Raw genomic sequence first — 17,029 nt, forward strand, 5'->3', positions numbered from 1 at the left:
TATCATAGTCGCCCTTAGTATTGCCCTAGATTGCTTTCAGGAATAGCGGGATGGCTCTCAGGAATACCGGGATTGATCGTATCTTCAGGAAATCTGGCAACCAATAATTCAAAATATGACTAATAATTCATCGCCAAAACTACAGGCCCACTACTTTCATCCTCGTAACTGGGGCGCATGGCTGCTGATCGGCTTGATGTTCAGTATCAGCGTGCTGCCGATGGTTGCCCAACACTACCTCGGGCTAGGGATCGGCCGTCTGGGCAAGAAGCTGTTGAAGTCACGGGTACGCATCGCCCGGCGCAACTTAGCACTCTGCTTTCCAGAGAAAACCGAGCAACAGCGCGAGCAGATCCTGCACGGTTGCTTTGACAATATGGGCCATGCGGTCATAGGCACCGCGAATGCCTGGTTCTGGTCGACTAAGCGCTTTGAAGCCGTGGTTGACGTACAGGGCCTGGAGCATATCGAGAAGCTTCGCCAACACCCCGGCGGTATCTTACTCGTCAGCATGCATTTTTGGACGCTCGAGAGCCACGCCCGCGCCTATGGCTTGTTTGACCCGGGGGTCGGCATCTACCGCCCCAACAAGAACCCGGTTTACGAGTACTTTCAGTACCATGGTCGCACCAAGAACAATAAATACCTGGTAGAGCGCAAAGATGTGCGCAGTATTATTAAAGCACTGCGCCAAGAAAACGCGGTGTGGTACGCACCGGACCACGACTATGGTCACCACGCCTCGGTGTTTGTGCCATTCTTCGCCCAGCCGCAAGCGGCGACCATTACCGGCACCGCAACACTGGCCAAGGTAAAGAACACCAACTTGCTGGTCACCTACGCCCTGCGCAAACCCAAAGGCGGCTACACCTTGATCATCGAGCCGCCTATCGAGAACTATCCGGTGGGTAATGACGAGCAAGACGCTCGCACCATCAACGGCCATATCGAACAAGCCATCGCCAAAGCGCCAGAGCAATACATGTGGATCCACCGGCGCTTCAAGTCCCGTCCAGACGGGCAGGACAGCTTGTACTAGGGCGCCGAATCGGCGTTAGCGCGTGGCAAAAACTGCTGCCACGCCTGACACACCACCGATAAATCCAAATCAAAGCGCTGCCGCTCCACCAGCCTTGGCTGGCCCTGCAGCGACTGGCGGTGGCCTTCATCGCGGATATCTAAGTAAGCCTGAATCAAGCCCAAGGTCTGCTCCGCAGTGAGCAGCCCTAACTCGCCTGCCACCTCAAAGATCCGCACATTGTCGCTCCAGCGCATTAGCTCCTTAGACTCGGCCGCATTGGCCAACACAAGATACTGAGCCAGAAACTCGATATCGACCATTCCTCCGGCGCTTTGCTTGAGATCGAAGATATGCTCGCTTTCGCGGCTCAGGTGCCCCTTCATCTTGTCGCGCATCTCGATAACCTGGGCTTGCAGCTCCGCACTCTGACGGGGGCGACTTAAGATCTCCTCACGCACCTTGCCAAAGCCTTCGCACAGATCGCTATCGCCGTAAATCGGCCGAGCCCGCACCAAGGCCTGATGCTCCCAGGTCCAGGCCTGCTGGCGCTGGTAATCGGCATAAGCTTCCAAAGAGGAGACCAACAGGCCGGAGCTGCCCGATGGGCGCAAGCGCATATCCAGCTCATACAGCACCCCCGATGCAGTGCGGGTGTTGAACAAGAACATAATCCGCTGTGCCAGCTTTAGGTAGAACTGCTTGGCATCGATGCTCTTCTCGCCATCGGTATAGTGGCTGCTCTCGCTGTTGTGCAGGAACACCAAGTCCAGATCCGAGCCGTAGCCGGTTTCAATGCCGCCAATCTTGCCATAGCCAATCACCGCAAAGCCGCGCTCTCCTTGCTCAAGGTGCGATGGCTTGCCAAAGCGCTCGGTGATCTGCAGCCAGGCCTGCTCGACCACCGCTTCAACAATTACCTCGGCCACCGCAGTCAGGTGATCGCTCACCTTCATCAGCGGCAATGCCCCGGCGATATCGGCAGCCGTAATGCGCAGAGTTTGGATCTGCTTGAACTGGCGCAGCGCCTCCATCTGCTGCTCCATATCCTCTGGGGGAATGCGCAGCATAAACTCGCGCAGCTGGGAGCGATAGCTCTCCGGCTCCACCGGACTAAACAGCAACTTGGGATCGAGCAACTCATCGAGCAGGATCGGATAGTTAGCCAACATATCCGCCAACATGGCGCTGCCGGCACACAAACGCAGCAGCTGCTGCAGCGCGCCGGGGTTCTCAGCTAACAGCTCTAGATAAGCGGTACGCTGGACGATCCGCTCCAGCAGCTGCATCACCCGCGGCAGCACCAAGTCCACCTGTTCATGGGTCAGCAGTTGTTGCAGTAAGCATGGCATCAAGCGCTCGAGGGTCTGGCGGCCACGTTGGCCGATCTGGCGGCGCTCCAAGGCATGCATAAAGTGATAGAGCGCCTCTACCCTCGGATTTATCCGTTCTTGCTCATCCACCAGCGACGCCATTACCTGCGTCAGCTCCTCGCGTTTAGCGCCGCAGTGCCAGAGGTCTTCATACACCGGTTCAGCTTTACCGGCCTGCTGCTCTTCCTCACCAATCGCTTGCTGGAAGAAGTCATTAACTTCTTGATGCACCGTTTGTAGCTGTTCGTAGAAGCTGTCCCAATCGTTTTGCTGCATCGCCACGACTAATCGCTGCTGATTAATCTCGTCGGTGGGTAGGGTCTGGGTTTGCTGATCATCGAACTGCTGCAGGGCGTTTTCAACTCTGCGCAGGTAGAGGTAGTTGCGACGTAGCATCTGCGCTTCTTCGTCAGTAAACACCCCCAATTGTGCCAGCTGCTCCAGCGCTTGCAGTAGCGAACGGGTTTGCAGGCTGGGTTCACGACCACCGCGGATAAGTTGGAAGGCCTGCACCACAAACTCAATTTCGCGGATCCCACCACTGCCGAGCTTGATGTTATCTTTCAAACCCTTGCGGCGGATTTCTGAATTAATCATCGCCTTCATTGAGCGTAGCGACTGTACAGCACTGAAATCGATGTAGCGGCGGTACACATAAGGGCGAAGCATCTGTTTCAACTCGTCATCCAGCTCATGCTGGCCATTGAGTACCCGCGCCTTAACCATCGCGTAGCGCTCCCAGTCACGCCCGTGGTGCTGGTAGTAATCCTCGAAGGCGGAGAAGCTGATCGCCAGCGGGCCAGAGTCGCCAAACGGACGCAGCCGCATATCCACCCGGAACACAAAGCCATCGCGGGTGCGCTGGTCGAGCAGCTGGATCAGCCGTTGGCCCATGCGAATAAAGAACTGCTGGTTAGCAATACTACGACGTGCACCTTCGGTTTCGCCGTTCTCGGGAAAACAAAAGATAAGGTCGATATCCGAGGAGAAATTAAGCTCATGCCCGCCCAGTTTGCCCATGCCAATTACCACCAAGGGCTGAGCCTCGCCCGCCGCGTTAACCGGCGTGCCCCACTCCTTGCTGCATTGCTGATAAAGCCAGTGATTGGCCTGCTGCACCAGCAGATCGGCCAGTTCGCTCAACTGCACAATGCTCTGCTCCGCCGCTTGGCCCAAGCACAGCTCTTTCCAGGCAATCCGTACCATCTGTTTACGACGGCACTGGCGCAGCACCTTTTGCGCGGCCACATCATTGATTTGCGTGGCTAAACGCTGCTGTAGCTCGCTGGCAAGCGCCTTGGCATCGAAGGGGGAGCTTAATTCTTGCTGCTGCCATAGATCCAACAGCAGTTGCGGCTCGGCAATACAGGACTTCGCGATAAAGTCACTCATCGCAAATGCCTGCAGTGTGGCGCTACGCTGGGCGTCATCGAGCTGCTCTACATCCGGGTTGAGCGATACAAGTTGCTGCCAGTACTTATCCGCGAGTTCTGTTAGGGTCGAAGGCAAAGAGGAAAGGGTCGCCATTGCATGTTCCATAAATCACATCCTGATGGATGAATAATAACGAGCATAGTTAGACTAAACTACCGAAGTACCGCGTTATTTTTGTCATTCACGAGCTCAAGGAGTGAGCCATGTTGGAATATTTAGCGTTGGGCGTCCTGCTGTTTGTCGCCTTGGTTTTTTTCTACGGCATTATCGCCATCCATGACATCCCTTACGAAATCGCCCAACACCGCAATCACCCGCATCAAGATGCGATTCACGTCGCTGGCTGGGTCAGCCTGTTCACCCTGCATGTATTGTGGCCGTTTCTGTGGATCTGGGCGACCCTGTATCGCGAGGATCGTGGCTGGGGCTTTAGCCATGGTCGGCCCGATCCTCAGTTACAGGCACTGATCGAGCGCATCGAAGCCCTAGAGCAGAAGGAGGATATCTAATGGAAGTACTGTTAATCCTCACTTACAGCGCTATCTGTATCTGCATCTTTAAGGTGTTCAAGCTCCCGCTCAACAAATGGACGGTGCCCACCGCCGTGCTCGGCGGCATCGTCTTGCTTGGCGCCATCATGGTCACCATGAACTACAACCACCCCTACTCAGAGGTGGCCCGCAAGTATGTCCCGACCACCCCAATCGTGCCGGAGGTCAGTGGCCATGTGGTGGATGTACCAATCAAAGCCAACCATCCGCTTGAGCCGGGTGAGATCCTGTTTCAGATCGACGCCGCTCCGTTTGTCGCCAAGCGAGATGCCCTACGCGCCCAGCTCAGCGCCGCTGAGGAAGATCTGGATCGGGCCCAAACCTTGCGAAAACGCGGCGTGGGCAGTGAGCGCGATGTAGACCGCGCCCGCAGCGAGATGGAACGGCTGGAAGGCGAGCTGGAAGTGGCCAGCTTTCACGTCGAGGAGACCACCGTGCGAGCGCCGGGCCATGGCTACGTAACCCAGCTGATTTTACATCCGGGGATGCGCGCGGTGTCATTGCCGCTACAGCCGAGCATGGTGTTCGTGCACGACCAAGATGCTCGCTATGTGGCCTTCTTCTGGCAAAACAACGTGCTGCGCATTGAGCCGGGGCTAGAGGCGGAAATCGCCTTTGACGCCATCCCCGGCAAGGTGTTTACCGGTAAGGTGGAAGAGGTGTTGCCGATGATGGCTGAGGGGCAACTTAAGCCCTCTGGCACGCTGATAACGGTAAACCCCTATGCGGAAACCGCCGGTCGGGTACCGGTGATTATTAGCATCAGCGATCCGCGCTTCGAGGCGTATCAACTGCCCGGTGGTGCCTTTGGTCAGGCAGCGGTATACAGCGAGCACGCCCATCATGTGGCGATCATCAGGCGTATGCTACTGCGCATGTCGTCGTGGATGAGCTTCCTGTTCCCCTTCCACTGATCAGCACTCTCGTACAACAGCTCGTAGTGCAGACACAAAAAAGCCCGGCATCAGCCGGGCTAAACACTTAGGAACTCGGTTAACTAAGTCTTACAGTTCTTCTGCGTTAGCAGACAGGTACTTAGCTACGCCTTCTGGGCTTGCGTCCATACCTTCTTTACCTTCTTCCCACTGAGCTGGGCATACTTCGCCGTTTTTCTCGTGGAAGTTCAGAGCGTCAACCATACGCAGCATCTCGTCGATGTTACGGCCAAGTGGCAGGTCGTTAACTACTTGGTGACGTACAACACCTTCGCTGTCGATTAGGAAAGAACCACGGAAGGCTACGCCAGCTTCTGGGTGCTCAACGTCGTAGGCTTGACAGATTTCGTGCTTCACGTCAGCTACCAGTGGGTATTTAACTGGACCGATACCGCCATCTTCGATAGCAGTGTTACGCCATGCGTTGTGAGAGAACTGAGAATCGATAGATACGCCGATTACTTCAACGCCTTTGGCTTGGAAGTCTTCGAAGCGGTGATCGAAGGCAATCAGCTCTGAAGGGCATACAAAGGTGAAGTCCAGTGGGTAGAAGAATACAACTGCTGCCTTACCTTTGATGTGCTCGCTTAGAGTAAAGCTATCTACAATCTCACCGTTACCAAGAACAGCTGCAGCGGTAAAGTCAGGAGCGGGACGACCTACTAGTACACTCATTTTGAAATTCCTTGTTTAAGAAGTTGCTTAAGTTTCGTAGCTAATCATGCGGTATCGACACGCCGATGGCGAATCGAATAAATCGATTATTTTGATAGGCAAGTGCTATCAAACAATCAATTAACAAGATCATTGCTCAATTAACACACAAAAGCAACAGCACTCAGGCAGAATTCATCTAAATGAGATTTAGTTGATGCGAATCAGTGGATTAGTGTGCTCGCGCTAATCGTCGAGGTAGCGCAGTGCCACTCGCTGGGTGTGATTGGTCACCAGCTCATAGGCAATCGTGCCGATGCTGGCCGCAACTTTTTCCGCAGGCAGTTCAGGGCCCCATAACACCACCCGATCGCCGGGTCTGTCTTGCGCCTCTGGGCCGAGCTCAACACACAGCATATCCATCGACACCCGGCCGACAATCGGTACCTCACGCCCATTCACCCACACCGGCGTGCCACTGGGCGCGGTACGCGGATAGCCATCGCCATAGCCCATCGCCACCACACCTAATCGGGTTGCACGCTCAGACTGCCAGCTCGCGCCGTAGCCTACCGAGCCGCCTTTGGGATGCTCGCGCACCGCTATCAAGGTGCTTTGCATGGTCATGGCAGGAATGAGCTTAAAGTCGCGGCCGAAGCTATCTACCTGTGGCGAGATCCCATAGAGGGCAATCCCCGGGCGGTTCCAGCTGCCGTGGCTTTGCGGGTGAAATAGAATACCGGCGGAGTTGGCGAAGGAGGTTTCAAGCGCCAGTTCGCCTTGCTGCTCATCGAAGCAGGCTTGCTGCTGGCGATTGAGCGGATGCTCTGGCTCATCGGCACAGGCAAAGTGGCTCATCAGTTTGACCGGCTGCTGGATGTTTCGGCAAGCCTGAATACGTGGCTGTAGATCGCGCCACTGCTCAGGTAACAGACCCAAGCGATGCATACCGGTATCAATCTTAACCCACACCTCCAGCGGCGCTGGCAGGCGGCTTTGCTCCAAGCAGCGCAGCTGCTCTTCGCTGTGCAAGGCTACTGCGACACCATGTTGGGATAGTTGCAGTGCTTCCTCAGCGCTGAAGAAGCCTTCCAGCACTAGCAGCGGCTTGGTCACCCCCGCCTCACGTAGCGCAACCGCCTCGCTGGCCCGCGCCACGCCGTAGCCATCGGCCTCGGTAAGGGTGTTAACCACCCCCTCAACGCCATGGCCATAGGCATTGGCTTTCACCACCGCCATCATCTTGGACTGGGGCGAATAGCTTCGTAGTTGCTTGAGGTTGTGTCGCAGGGCTGCTCGCGACACCAGAGCTTGTGCTACATCCATACCACTACACACGGTTACTCATCGTCGAAGAATTCTCCAGCGTAATTATCAAAGCGCGAGAACTGGCCTTGGAAGGTCAGCGGCACTTTACCAATAGGACCGTTCCGCTGTTTACCGATGATAATCTCAGCCATACCTTTGTTGGCGCTGTCCTCGTGGTACACCTCATCCCGGTAGATGAACATAATCAAGTCGGCATCCTGCTCAATAGAGCCCGATTCACGCAAGTCAGAGTTTACCGGGCGTTTATCGGCACGTTGCTCCAAGCTACGGTTTAGCTGCGATAGTGCCACCACCGGCACCTCAAGCTCTTTGGCCAGCGCTTTAAGCGAGCGCGAGATCTCGGCGATCTCCAGGGTACGGTTTTCACTCAGGCCCGGTACCTGCATCAGCTGTAGGTAGTCGACCATGATCATGCTAATACCGCCATGTTCGCGGGCAACCCGGCGAGCACGTGAACGCACCTCGGTCGGCGTCAAACCCGAAGAGTCATCAATATACATCTTCGATTTTTCGGCCATCAGACCCATGGTTGACGACAGGCGAGCCCAATCGTCATCATCCAAACGGCCGGTTCTGACCTTGGTTTGGTCAATGCGGCCTAAGGAGGCCAGCATACGCATCATGATCTGCTCAGAGGGCATCTCCAAGCTGAAGATTAGCACCGGCTTGTCTTGGGTCATTGCGGCATATTCGCAAAGGTTCATGGCGAAGGTGGTTTTACCCATGGAAGGACGCGCAGCAACAATAATCAAATCGGAGGGTTGCAAGCCGGCGGTCATTCTATCCAGATCACTAAACCCACTGGATACCCCCGTCACCCCGCCAGAATCAGGAGATTTATAGAGCTCTTCAATGCGGTCAATCGTATCTGAGAGGATACTTTTAACTTCCTGTGGGCCTTCGCTGGTATTGGTACGTGCCTCAGCAATCTTAAACACCTTACTCTCGGCGAAGTCGAGCAGCTCAGCACTCTCTCGGCCCTGCGGCTCGTAGCAACTGTCGGCAATCTCATTGGCCACCGAGATAAGCTCACGGGTCACCGCGCGCTCGCGCACAATATCGGCGTAGGCGCGAATGTTGGCGGCACTTGGGGTGTTTTTGGCGATCTCGCCCAAGTAGGCAAAGCCGCCGATGTCTTCCAGCTGTTCTTGGCGCTCCAGCTCTTCCGAAACGGTAACCAGATCCACCGGTGAACCCTTCTCGGCCAAACGCGCCATCGCGTTAAAAATGTGTTGGTGCGGACGTTGATAGAAGTCCTGAGCCACCACCTTCTCAGCGACGCCATCCCATGCGTTATTGTCCAGCATCAAGCCGCCAAGTACGGCTTGCTCCGCTTCCGAGGAGTGAGGTGGAACCTTAAGCTGCTCGACCTGAGCATCACCTTTGGTGTTGTTGCGTGGTCGCTTACTATTGGCAGCTGAGTTTGCAGAAGGAGCCATGGAATTACGTCGTTAAATATTCGGCCCTCTATTATGCGCGATAAGCCGCTACTGAGCTAGCGCCTGTTTATCGTTCGCGTCGAGTTTTGCGTGAACAAAAGCGTTCAGTCGCTCAAACAAGGGGCATCAAGAGTGGGTAGGAAGTTGATAGTTGCGGGATGGCAAGTGGTGCCCATCGGCACCACTCAAGCGGAGGGTATTACAGGGCCGAGAAATAAGCGGCCAGCTCTTTCATCTCGTCATCGGTCAACATTGCAGCCTGTCCCTGCATTACCGTGGCATTGGTCGTGCCGGTACGCTGCTTGTTCTTGTAGGCAACCAACGAGTCGTAGAGGTACTTTTCATTCTGCCCTTTCAGATTGGGGTAGCCATCAATGACGGCAATGCCATCAGGGCCATGGCAGCTATGGCAAAGTGGCGCTTTGGCGGGCGCTGCAGATAGGCTAAGGGAAGGCAGAACCAAGCATAGTGCCAATACTGACTTATTCATAAACATCCTCATTGTTAGTTATATCGCTCCATCACTCAGGTCCTTGATTACGGACCAACTGCCCTTTGAGCCTAACAGAGGCTTTGATTTTTCTCCAATCACTGCAGCGCGTGCACCTGTGCGGCGTGAGGCACATCATCATGATCATGGGTGACCAGCAAGGCCGGGATGTTCATCGCCTTGATTTGAGCAAATACGAACTCGCGAAACTGCGCCCGTAGCGCTTTATCTAACTTGCTAAAGGGCTCATCAAGCAGCAGCAGTTCTGGCTCTGCCAACAGGCTGCGCAACACACTCACTCGCGCCCGTTGGCCACCGGACAAATGGCCGATATCGCGCTGCTGATAGCCACTTAGCTCGGCCTGTTCTAGCACCTGGGCAATCCGCCGTTCGGCTTCATCTCGAGACACATCGCCCAGGGCAAAACGCAGGTTCTGCTCCACATTAAAGTGGGGAAACAGTAGGTCGTCTTGAAACAAGATCCCCACCCGCCGGCGCGCTTGTGGCAACTTAAGTAGTTGCCGTTGATTAAGGACAATCTCGCCCGAGGCTGTAAAGCAACGCGACAAGGTGCCAGCAATCGCCGCCAGCAGGGTCGATTTACCGCAGCCACTCGGTCCCATCACCGCAGCCACCTCACCGGGGGCTACCTCAAAGCTCAAGGGTGAAAACAGGTGGCGAGCATCGCCGCTAAATCGAATACTCAGCTGATTAAGTTCTAACATGGAAGGTCCAACTAAAAGGCTTAAACACGCGCTTGGGTGTGGTCAGTTGCGCCAAACTAAATACCAGTAGTGGCAACAGGCTCTGTAGTATCACCATCACCGCGGTAATCCTTCGATCGCCGCCCGAGGCCAGCGCCACCGCCTCGGTGGTTAGGGTGCTAAAGCGCCCGGCACCGATAAACAGCGTCGGCAGATACTGGGCGATGCTCACCGAGAAGCCCACCGCTATGGCCACCGCTATCGGCTTAGCCAGCATGGCCAGCTTGATTTGCACGAAGCTTAGCAGCGGTCGGTGATTGAGGCTCACCGCCGCCTGCATATAGCGCTGGTCAAAGCCGCGATAGTTATCGGCCAAGGAGAGAAACACATAGGGCAGCACAAACACGGTATGCGCCCAAATAACCCCCAGCCAGCGTCCATCTAACTGCCACTTCAGCAACTGCACCTGTAGCCCAAACAAGAAGGCCACTTGTGGCACCAACAGTGGCAAGTAAAACAGCTTGGACCATCGCAGCGCACGGGCGCGGTCACTGTGTAGCTCGTACTCCAAACAACCGATGCATAGCAGCAGGCTGAGCAGCACAGAGGACAGCGCCAACAGCAAGCTTTGGCTAAAGGGAGAATAGGCAAACTCGGCCGCTTGTTGCCAGGTCCCTAACTGCCAGGTTTGCGGCAGCATATCCGGGAAGCGCCAGCGCCAAGCAAACGACCAGATAAGCATTACCACCATTGCCAGACCCGCTAGCAGCATCGCGGCAGCAACTAACAGGCCCGCGGGCTTATCGCTACGCGGCCGATGACGGCGACCATTGAGCTGCCAATCAAGGCTCCAGCGTAGATAGTGTCGCTCCAGCCATAGGTACACCAGCAGCACTGAGCCAATCAAGGCTAACAGCCAAAGCGCGCCAGCGGCCCCCATCAAGCGAAAGCTGACATCGCTATGGGAGAACCACTGCCATACCAGCACCGCTAAGGTGGGAGGCTTGGTGGGCCCGATCACCTGTGCCACGTCCACCACCGAACAGGCAAACGCTAACACCGCTAACATCGGCAGACGCACCCGCGGCAACAGCTGCGGAATAATCACTCGCCACCACACTTGCGCCCGGCTATAGCCCAGGCTTTGCCCCACAGCAAGGCTTGCGTTCAGCGGCAGCTGGCCGGCCGCTACCGCCAGCATAAACAGCAAGAAGGGCAGCTCCTTGAGCCACAGCGCCAGTACCAAGCTCAAGCCATAAGGGTCTTGCACACTTTGCCAAAGCGGCGGGTAACTAAAGCCGGTCAGCCACGGAGAGAGTGAGCGCAGCACCCAGCCGCTAGGGGCGAGCAGAAATACCAAGCCTATCGCCAGCGCCACATGGGGCACCGCTAGCATTGGCGCGAAGGCCCGCTGCAGCCAGCGCCAACTGGCGCGGTGATAACAGTGAGAGAGCACGTACAGCGCGCTTATCAGCGCCAAGCCGCTGGAGAGCACGCCACTTAGCACACTCAAGCCACTCGCCTGCAGAGTAAGCGGGTGAGCAAATAGCGCTTGCCACGCCTGCAGACTCCATTGCTCAAAACCGAGACTTGGCAGATAACCAAAGGAAGGAAGTAGGGTGTACCACAAGCCGCTTAATAGCGGCACTAGCATCACCAGCAAGGTAAGGGCCGGGAAAACGCCCAGCCAACGTCCATCAATTCGCGTCATTTACCGTAGCGGCGTAACCACTCTGCTTCTAACAGTTCCAACCATGAGATATGCGGTTCGGCCAGTGTGCGGGCACGGTCCTCGGCACTCAGCATAGCTGGATGCTGCTGGGCTACGAACAGCGCCCGTTGCTCGGCATCGAGCTTGCGCATATCCAGAATGCTCGGGTCCCCCCAATGGTTCAAATCCGCCTTGCGGGCCTGCGCTTCTGGCGACAATAAGAAGTTAGCCACCACCATCGCAGCCTGAGGAACGGAGCTATTAAACGGGATCGCCACAAAATGGGTGTTGGCAATGGTGCCACCCGCAAAGGTATAGCTACGTACCGAGTCCGGCAGACGCCCCTGCTCCACCGACGATGCCGGCTCGTTCGGATTAAAGGTAAAGGCCAGCGTTAGCTCGCCGTCGTTAACCAACTGCTGCATCTGCCCCGCACCATTAGGCTGAACCTGGCCGGCGCGCCACATCAGAGGATGTAGTTGATCAAGGAAGCGCCACAGCGCAGCGGTGTGCTGCTGAAAGCGCTCAGGGTTGGCGGGCAGCTGCAACAGCGCCGGATCGTCCATCCACTCCCACAGCGCTTGTTTGATAAAGGTGGTGCCATAGAAATCTGGTGGCGCTGGATAGCTAAACTGGCCGGGATGCTGTTTGGCAAACTCCAGTAGTTGCGCCATCAAACGAGGGGGCTGATTGATCCGCTCGCTATCGTAGTAAAAGGTCAGTTGCGCGCCGCCCCAAGGGGATTCCATCCCGGCTACCGGCTCGCTGAAATCATATTGTAGCGAGGCGCTTTGCTGGTCGGTCAGCGCCAGATTCGGCAGCAGCTCGGCAAACGGGCCGTACAGTAGCTGTGCCTGTTTGAGGGTGCGAAAGTTCTCGCCGTTGACCCATAGCAGATCAACACTGCCGCCCTGCTCGCGGCCACTAGCATGTTCAGCAATGATCCGACTGACCACGTTGGCAGTATCGCTGATCTTAACGTGCTTGAGTTCGATGCCATGCTCTTGCTTGACCCGCTGCGCCACCCAACGGATATAGCTGTTGATGTTCTCTGAGCCTGCCCAGGCATTAAAATACACGGTTTGACCGTCTGCCCGCTGCTCAATCTCTTGCCAATTTGCCTGAGCCGGCAACACCGCTGTAATGCTAATGATTAACGTAAATAGCCCGAATGCGAATAGACCGCGCACGATAAGTCTCCCTGTCTAGTCTTGCCACCTTCCCGGTAGCTTGCTTCATGATGATAACAATTCCCTAAAGGAAAACCGCATAAGACAGTGAAAACTTTCAACAAAAACGAAAAAACCGCGCCGGAGCGCGGTTTTACATCAACTAAGCGAATTGTGAAGATTAGTCTTCAGCAACAACGTTCAGGTTGATGGTAGCAGTTACTTCTGAGTGAACCTGGATAGCGATTTCGAATTCGCCCAGGGTACGCAGAGCACCGTTTGGTAGACGTACTTCAGCTTTAGCGATTTCAACGCCAGCAGCAGAAACTGCATCAGCGATGTCGCGAGTACCGATAGAACCGAACAGCTTGCCTTCGTCACCAGCTTTAGTAGTGATAACAACAGCTTCAAGAGCGTTCAGCTTCTCAGCACGTGCTTCAGCAGCACCCAGGTCAGCAGCTAGTTTAGCTTCCAACTCAGCGCGGCGAGTTTCGAAAACTTCCAAGTTAGCTTTGGTCGCAGGAACTGCTTTACCCTGAGGGATCAAGAAGTTACGAGCGTAGCCAGCTTTTACGTTAACTTTGTCGCCCAAACCGCCTAGGTTAGCGATTTTGTCTAGTAGAATAATTTCCATTACCTTTCCTCGAATATAAAGGTTGAGTTAGGCCGAGCCTTCGACTTACTTGTGTAGGTCGGTGTAAGGCAGCAGAGCCAGGTAACGAGCACGCTTGATAGCACGTGCTAGTTGACGTTGGTATTTAGCGCTAGTACCAGTGATACGGCTAGGTACAATCTTGCCGCTTTCAGTGATGTAGTTTTTCAAAGTTGCAGTATCTTTGTAATCGATCTCTACAACGCCTTCCGCTGAGAAGCGGCAGAATTTACGACGACGGAAAAAACGTGCCATAACATTATCCTCGTGATAACAAATCAATAGTGTGGGCATGCAGTACTAAGCGGTATTCGCCGCTGGGCAATTTATGACTGGATACAAACCCAGTTACCCGTACTTCAGACCCCATTGTTAATTGCAATGAATCTTGCTCAAATGCCTCGCCACTTAGCACCACTGCCATTTGGCAATAGGCTTGGCGATTGAGCCCAGCTTCTGTTTGAGCTGAGCGGTGCTCCAGCCAAAATTGGCAATGAGGAACACCCGCCGGACTGGTATTTCGTTTTGGTGCCCTAAGCAGGCGACCAGTCAACACCAGACGGTTGTCAGACATTCTTACTCTTCGCTTGCAGCTTCTTCAGTTTTTGGTGCTTCAGCAGCAGGACGCTCTTCACGACGTGCTGGACGCTCGTCGTCACGGCGTGCTGGACGCTCATCCTTCGCTTTAGCGATAGGAGAAACTTCAGTTACAGCAGCTTTGGTGCGCATGATCATGTTACGGATAACGGCATCGTTGAAGCGGAAAGCAGTTTCCAGCTCGTCAACTACTTCTTGAGTAGCTTCGATGTTCAAAAGAACATAGTGCGCTTTGTGCAGTTTTTCGATTGGGTAAGCCAGTTGACGGCGGCCCCAGTCTTCCAAACGGTGGATCTGACCGCCTTTCTCAGTGATAACAGCTGAGTAACGCTCGATCATACCGGCAACTTGTTCGCTCTGGTCCGGGTGAACCATGAATACGATTTCGTAATGACGCATGATTGCTCCTTACGGGTTAATAGCCACTCGCTCGGTACAGTCAAACCTTGGTGGCAAGGAAACAAAATTGTTGGTGACTGTTTTAGGAGGCGCGATTTTAGCGGATAGCTGAGCGCTAAACAACCAAAAAATAGACGATTGGACGGATAAGCAAGAAAAGCAGGTTATGGCTTGGCCTTACCGCTGCCTTTTACCCACTCTCGCATCTGCTGTGATTGGCGTTTGTAGTAGGCAAGCTGCCGGTCAGACTCGAGCATCAGCGCGTCAAGATCAACGGGCTGTTCTCCCAGCACATCGCCCACGTAGCCAATGGCGCAGTCGATGCTAAACGCTTGCTCGTTCTCGGTGTTAAAGCGATTAACCTCTTGGACTAGGCGCCCGTTAAGTAACTCAAGCTGTGCTTGATCGCAGTGAGCTAGGAACACCACAAACTCATCGCCCCCCAAGCGGGCGACGATATCGTCGCGACGAAACGCGGACTTGAGTACCTGAGCCATCGCCATTAGGGCTTTATCCCCCTCGGCATGTCCCCAGGTATCGTTGATTGGCTTAAGTCCATTAAAGTCGATACTGACAATGGTGAAGCTCTCGCCGGGCGCGAGGCCTTGCAAGCGCTGGCGAACCTTCTGTTTAAATCCGCGGCGGTTGTCCAACTCGGTTAGCTCATCGGTAACCGAGAGATCTTGCAATTGCGCGTTACGCTCGGTCACCGAGGCTAGCACCTGCTCGAGTTGCGCCAGGTAGTCCTTGGCTTCTTGTTGGGCGATATCTCTGGCTTCGTTGGACAAGATCACCTTCAGGCTCAGGCTAATAAAGCCGCGGATCAGCTCAACCTCTGACTCCTGCCCCTCGCTGATATCGAACACCACATAGCCCATGTACTGGTCGTTGATCGACAATGAGCGCACCAGCCAGTAATCGACGGTGACATCGTCATAAAAACGCGCGGGTAGCAGATCAGCGCTGGCAAAGGCGAGCGGCTCAGGCAGGTAAACCCGCGAGCCAGACTGGTGGGCGAACACCAGCTCACACTGCTCAGGGATCGGGTCGTCTAAACGCAAATCCGGCATTGGATAGAGACACAGGTAACAACCCCGCAAGTGCAGGCTGGGCAGAGAGCTTGAAAGCTGGCGGAACAGACTTTCCCGGTCCAAGGCATGGATATTCTCGAAGATATGGTAAGACGATTGTAGATAGGGCATATGGATATCATCGTAAGGCTGCTCTTCCTGACAGCCACATGATTGGCGAATTACCAGCTCCGCAGGCAGCGTTACGATCTGCTCAGCATCCTGATGGTCATCCAGTAACAGACGAAAGGCCTGTTTGGCTAACTCGGCGCGGGGCTGACGCACCGTAGTCAGCGCCGGTGACACCAGGCTAGCCGAAGGTATATCGTCAAAGCCAACCATTGGGTACTTACCGATTAAGCTAGGAGCTTGGCTATTCATATAGTTCCAAGCGCCCAGTGCCATATCATCGTTGGCAAACACAATGGCATCCACCACTAAGCCGCTGTCGACGATGTCCTGTAAGGCTCTTGCGCCACTGGTTGGGCGGAAATCACCGCGAAACAGATAGCGCTTGTCCACCTCCAATCCATGTTTGCCAAGCGCTTGGCGATAGGCTTGCAGGCGCAGCTCCGCCTCGACATTGCCCTCAGGGCCGGTGACGAATGCGATACGCTGATAACTATGCTCAACGATCAAGTGCTCAACCATCGCTTGCATGGCACTTTGGTTGTCGATGAGCACCGTGTGGGCACCGGCATAAGGCTGGAACAAGCTCACCACAGGCACCACCGATAAGCGCGCCATAAAGGCTTCGGCAATCGACTTCGAGCAGTAGCTAAACAAACAGGGACTAAGGGTTAAGATGCCATCGAACTGCTGAGGATTGATATGCTGGTAGACTTTGTTGTGTCGCTCCTCATTAAGAAGCTCTGAAGACAGCGGACGCCCTTCGAATATCACCAACTGACATCCTTGCTGTTTCGCTACTTTTTTCAGTTCCCGGTTAAGTGGGACTTGGTAGTTGCCGTAACAATTATCGACAACTAACGCTATTCGGTGTTCGGTTGAATCCAAGCTATTCCTTCAGCCCAGTGTCGAGAAAACGCATCTCCGGGCTATCGTTTTGACATCAGCATAAGGTTAGCAAAAACGTATAAAATAAAAACAATGTGAAGCGCTTCTTAGTTTCGAAAGTTTGCGCTGAAGTAAATATCCACCTTCTAAAGAAGGTGGCTTTGAATGAGCCCCCTCGAAGGGGGCCTTTGTCTAGTGCAGCGCCAACTCACCTTGCTCTTGACGCTCAACTTTCTCTTGATGTCTTACATATCGGCGTATGATTTCTTCGTTAATACCCACAGTATCTACGAAATACCCTCGCTGCCAAAAGTGGTTGCCCCAAAGCTTGTTCTTCCTCAAGTACGGAAACTTGTTGAATAGCTTCAGAGCTATCTTCCCTTTTAGCGCCCCCATCAGCTTGGAAACACTCAGCTTTGGCGGAACCTTTACAATCAAGTGTACGTGGTCACTTTGGACGCTGAGCTCGACGACCTCACATCCCAAC

At 54.6% G+C, this 17,029-nt stretch carries 17 protein-coding genes; 3 read left to right on the top strand and 14 right to left on the bottom strand.

What is annotated here, in order from left to right; translation table 11 throughout:
• Positions 1-115 precede the first annotated feature (115 nt).
• The gene (gene lpxL / locus G461_RS0112570) at positions 116-1,039 is read left to right on the top strand and encodes an LpxL/LpxP family Kdo(2)-lipid IV(A) lauroyl/palmitoleoyl acyltransferase (protein WP_026972109.1); all 924 of its coding nucleotides are present in this window, start codon (positions 116-118) and stop codon (positions 1,037-1,039) included.
• Here the strand turns inward: lpxL and glnE are convergent.
• Entirely contained in the window at positions 1,036-3,918 is a 2,883-nt protein-coding gene (gene glnE / locus G461_RS0112575; RefSeq protein ID WP_051333552.1) for a bifunctional [glutamate--ammonia ligase]-adenylyl-L-tyrosine phosphorylase/[glutamate--ammonia-ligase] adenylyltransferase, read from the bottom strand. The genes lpxL and glnE overlap by 4 nt on opposite strands.
• Before the next feature lie 110 nt (positions 3,919-4,028).
• Between glnE and G461_RS0112580 the strand changes: the two genes are divergently transcribed.
• Both G461_RS0112580 and G461_RS0112585 read left to right on the top strand, forming a co-directional pair.
• The gene (locus tag G461_RS0112580) at positions 4,029-4,334 is read left to right on the top strand and encodes a DUF3302 domain-containing protein (RefSeq protein WP_026972111.1); all 306 of its coding nucleotides are present in this window, start codon (positions 4,029-4,031) and stop codon (positions 4,332-4,334) included.
• A complete protein-coding gene (locus G461_RS0112585; protein ID WP_026972112.1) occupies positions 4,334-5,290 on the top strand; it encodes an HlyD family secretion protein in 957 nt (318 codons plus the stop codon). The genes G461_RS0112580 and G461_RS0112585 overlap by 1 nt, the downstream gene beginning before the upstream one ends.
• A gap of 90 nt (positions 5,291-5,380) precedes the next feature.
• On the opposite strand, the gene G461_RS0112590 is transcribed toward G461_RS0112585, so the two are convergent.
• The 13 genes from G461_RS0112590 to tnpA form a co-directional block, all read right to left on the bottom strand.
• A complete protein-coding gene (locus G461_RS0112590) occupies positions 5,381-5,986 on the bottom strand; it encodes a peroxiredoxin C (RefSeq protein WP_026972113.1) in 606 nt (201 codons plus the stop codon).
• Positions 5,987-6,211: 225 nt separating this feature from the next.
• Complete coding sequence (gene alr, locus G461_RS0112595; protein ID WP_026972114.1) at positions 6,212-7,291, bottom strand: alanine racemase; 1,080 nt, start codon at positions 7,289-7,291, stop codon at positions 6,212-6,214.
• A 14-nt stretch (positions 7,292-7,305) separates the two neighbouring features.
• Complete coding sequence (dnaB, locus tag G461_RS0112600; protein WP_026957886.1) at positions 7,306-8,733, bottom strand: replicative DNA helicase; 1,428 nt, start codon at positions 8,731-8,733, stop codon at positions 7,306-7,308.
• Between the two features lie 199 nt (positions 8,734-8,932).
• Positions 8,933-9,223: a c-type cytochrome gene (locus G461_RS0112605; RefSeq protein ID WP_245587177.1), complete on the bottom strand. Its 291-nt coding sequence runs from the start codon at positions 9,221-9,223 to the stop codon at positions 8,933-8,935.
• Positions 9,224-9,321: 98 nt separating this feature from the next.
• Positions 9,322-9,948 (bottom strand): ATP-binding cassette domain-containing protein, encoded by a 627-nt coding sequence (locus G461_RS0112610; protein ID WP_026972116.1) that lies wholly within the window; start codon positions 9,946-9,948, stop codon positions 9,322-9,324.
• On the bottom strand, positions 9,935-11,638 hold the full coding sequence (locus G461_RS0112615; protein ID WP_035480231.1) for an ABC transporter permease: 1,704 nt from the start codon (positions 11,636-11,638) through the stop codon (positions 9,935-9,937). The genes G461_RS0112610 and G461_RS0112615 overlap by 14 nt, the downstream gene beginning before the upstream one ends.
• Positions 11,635-12,828 (bottom strand): ABC transporter substrate-binding protein, encoded by a 1,194-nt coding sequence (locus G461_RS0112620; protein ID WP_035480236.1) that lies wholly within the window; start codon positions 12,826-12,828, stop codon positions 11,635-11,637. Before G461_RS0112620 ends, G461_RS0112615 begins: the two co-directional genes overlap by 4 nt.
• Positions 12,829-12,988: 160 nt before the next feature.
• Positions 12,989-13,441: a 50S ribosomal protein L9 gene (rplI, locus tag G461_RS0112625; protein WP_026957891.1), complete on the bottom strand. Its 453-nt coding sequence runs from the start codon at positions 13,439-13,441 to the stop codon at positions 12,989-12,991.
• 45 nt (positions 13,442-13,486) lie between these two features.
• Positions 13,487-13,714, bottom strand: coding sequence for a 30S ribosomal protein S18 (gene rpsR, locus G461_RS0112630; protein WP_016400825.1), 228 nt, complete (start codon positions 13,712-13,714; stop codon positions 13,487-13,489).
• A 4-nt stretch (positions 13,715-13,718) separates the two neighbouring features.
• Positions 13,719-14,033, bottom strand: coding sequence for a primosomal replication protein N (priB, locus tag G461_RS25900; RefSeq protein WP_084404926.1), 315 nt, complete (start codon positions 14,031-14,033; stop codon positions 13,719-13,721).
• 2 nt (positions 14,034-14,035) lie between these two features.
• On the bottom strand, positions 14,036-14,455 hold the full coding sequence (rpsF, locus tag G461_RS0112635) for a 30S ribosomal protein S6 (protein WP_026957892.1): 420 nt from the start codon (positions 14,453-14,455) through the stop codon (positions 14,036-14,038).
• Positions 14,456-14,619: 164 nt separating this feature from the next.
• Positions 14,620-16,542 carry a diguanylate cyclase domain-containing protein gene (locus G461_RS0112640; protein WP_084429219.1) on the bottom strand — a complete coding sequence of 641 codons (1,923 nt, stop codon included), beginning with the start codon at positions 16,540-16,542 and terminating at the stop codon, positions 14,620-14,622.
• 192 nt (positions 16,543-16,734) lie between these two features.
• On the bottom strand, positions 16,735-17,029 hold a 295-nt coding region (gene tnpA / locus G461_RS0112645), incomplete at its 5' end, for an IS200/IS605 family transposase (RefSeq protein ID WP_026972120.1).

The organism is Aliagarivorans marinus DSM 23064 (genome assembly GCF_000429485.1).
GTDB classification, from domain to species: Bacteria; Pseudomonadota; Gammaproteobacteria; order Enterobacterales; family Celerinatantimonadaceae; genus Aliagarivorans; species Aliagarivorans marinus.

Coding starts and splice junctions, on each gene's coding strand:
- lpxL (WP_026972109.1), top strand. CDS start 116: ATGACTAATAATTCATCGCCAAAACTACAGGCCCACTACTTTCATCCT.
- glnE (WP_051333552.1), bottom strand. CDS start 3,918: ATGGCGACCCTTTCCTCTTTGCCTTCGACCCTAACAGAACTCGCGGAT.
- G461_RS0112580 (WP_026972111.1), top strand. CDS start 4,029: ATGTTGGAATATTTAGCGTTGGGCGTCCTGCTGTTTGTCGCCTTGGTT.
- G461_RS0112585 (WP_026972112.1), top strand. CDS start 4,334: ATGGAAGTACTGTTAATCCTCACTTACAGCGCTATCTGTATCTGCATC.
- G461_RS0112590 (WP_026972113.1), bottom strand. CDS start 5,986: ATGAGTGTACTAGTAGGTCGTCCCGCTCCTGACTTTACCGCTGCAGCT.
- alr (WP_026972114.1), bottom strand. CDS start 7,291: ATGGATGTAGCACAAGCTCTGGTGTCGCGAGCAGCCCTGCGACACAAC.
- dnaB (WP_026957886.1), bottom strand. CDS start 8,733: ATGGCTCCTTCTGCAAACTCAGCTGCCAATAGTAAGCGACCACGCAAC.
- G461_RS0112605 (WP_245587177.1), bottom strand. CDS start 9,223: ATGAATAAGTCAGTATTGGCACTATGCTTGGTTCTGCCTTCCCTTAGC.
- G461_RS0112610 (WP_026972116.1), bottom strand. CDS start 9,948: ATGTTAGAACTTAATCAGCTGAGTATTCGATTTAGCGGCGATGCTCGC.
- G461_RS0112615 (WP_035480231.1), bottom strand. CDS start 11,638: ATGACGCGAATTGATGGACGTTGGCTGGGCGTTTTCCCGGCCCTTACC.
- rplI (WP_026957891.1), bottom strand. CDS start 13,441: ATGGAAATTATTCTACTAGACAAAATCGCTAACCTAGGCGGTTTGGGC.
- rpsR (WP_016400825.1), bottom strand. CDS start 13,714: ATGGCACGTTTTTTCCGTCGTCGTAAATTCTGCCGCTTCTCAGCGGAA.
- priB (WP_084404926.1), bottom strand. CDS start 14,033: ATGTCTGACAACCGTCTGGTGTTGACTGGTCGCCTGCTTAGGGCACCA.
- rpsF (WP_026957892.1), bottom strand. CDS start 14,455: ATGCGTCATTACGAAATCGTATTCATGGTTCACCCGGACCAGAGCGAA.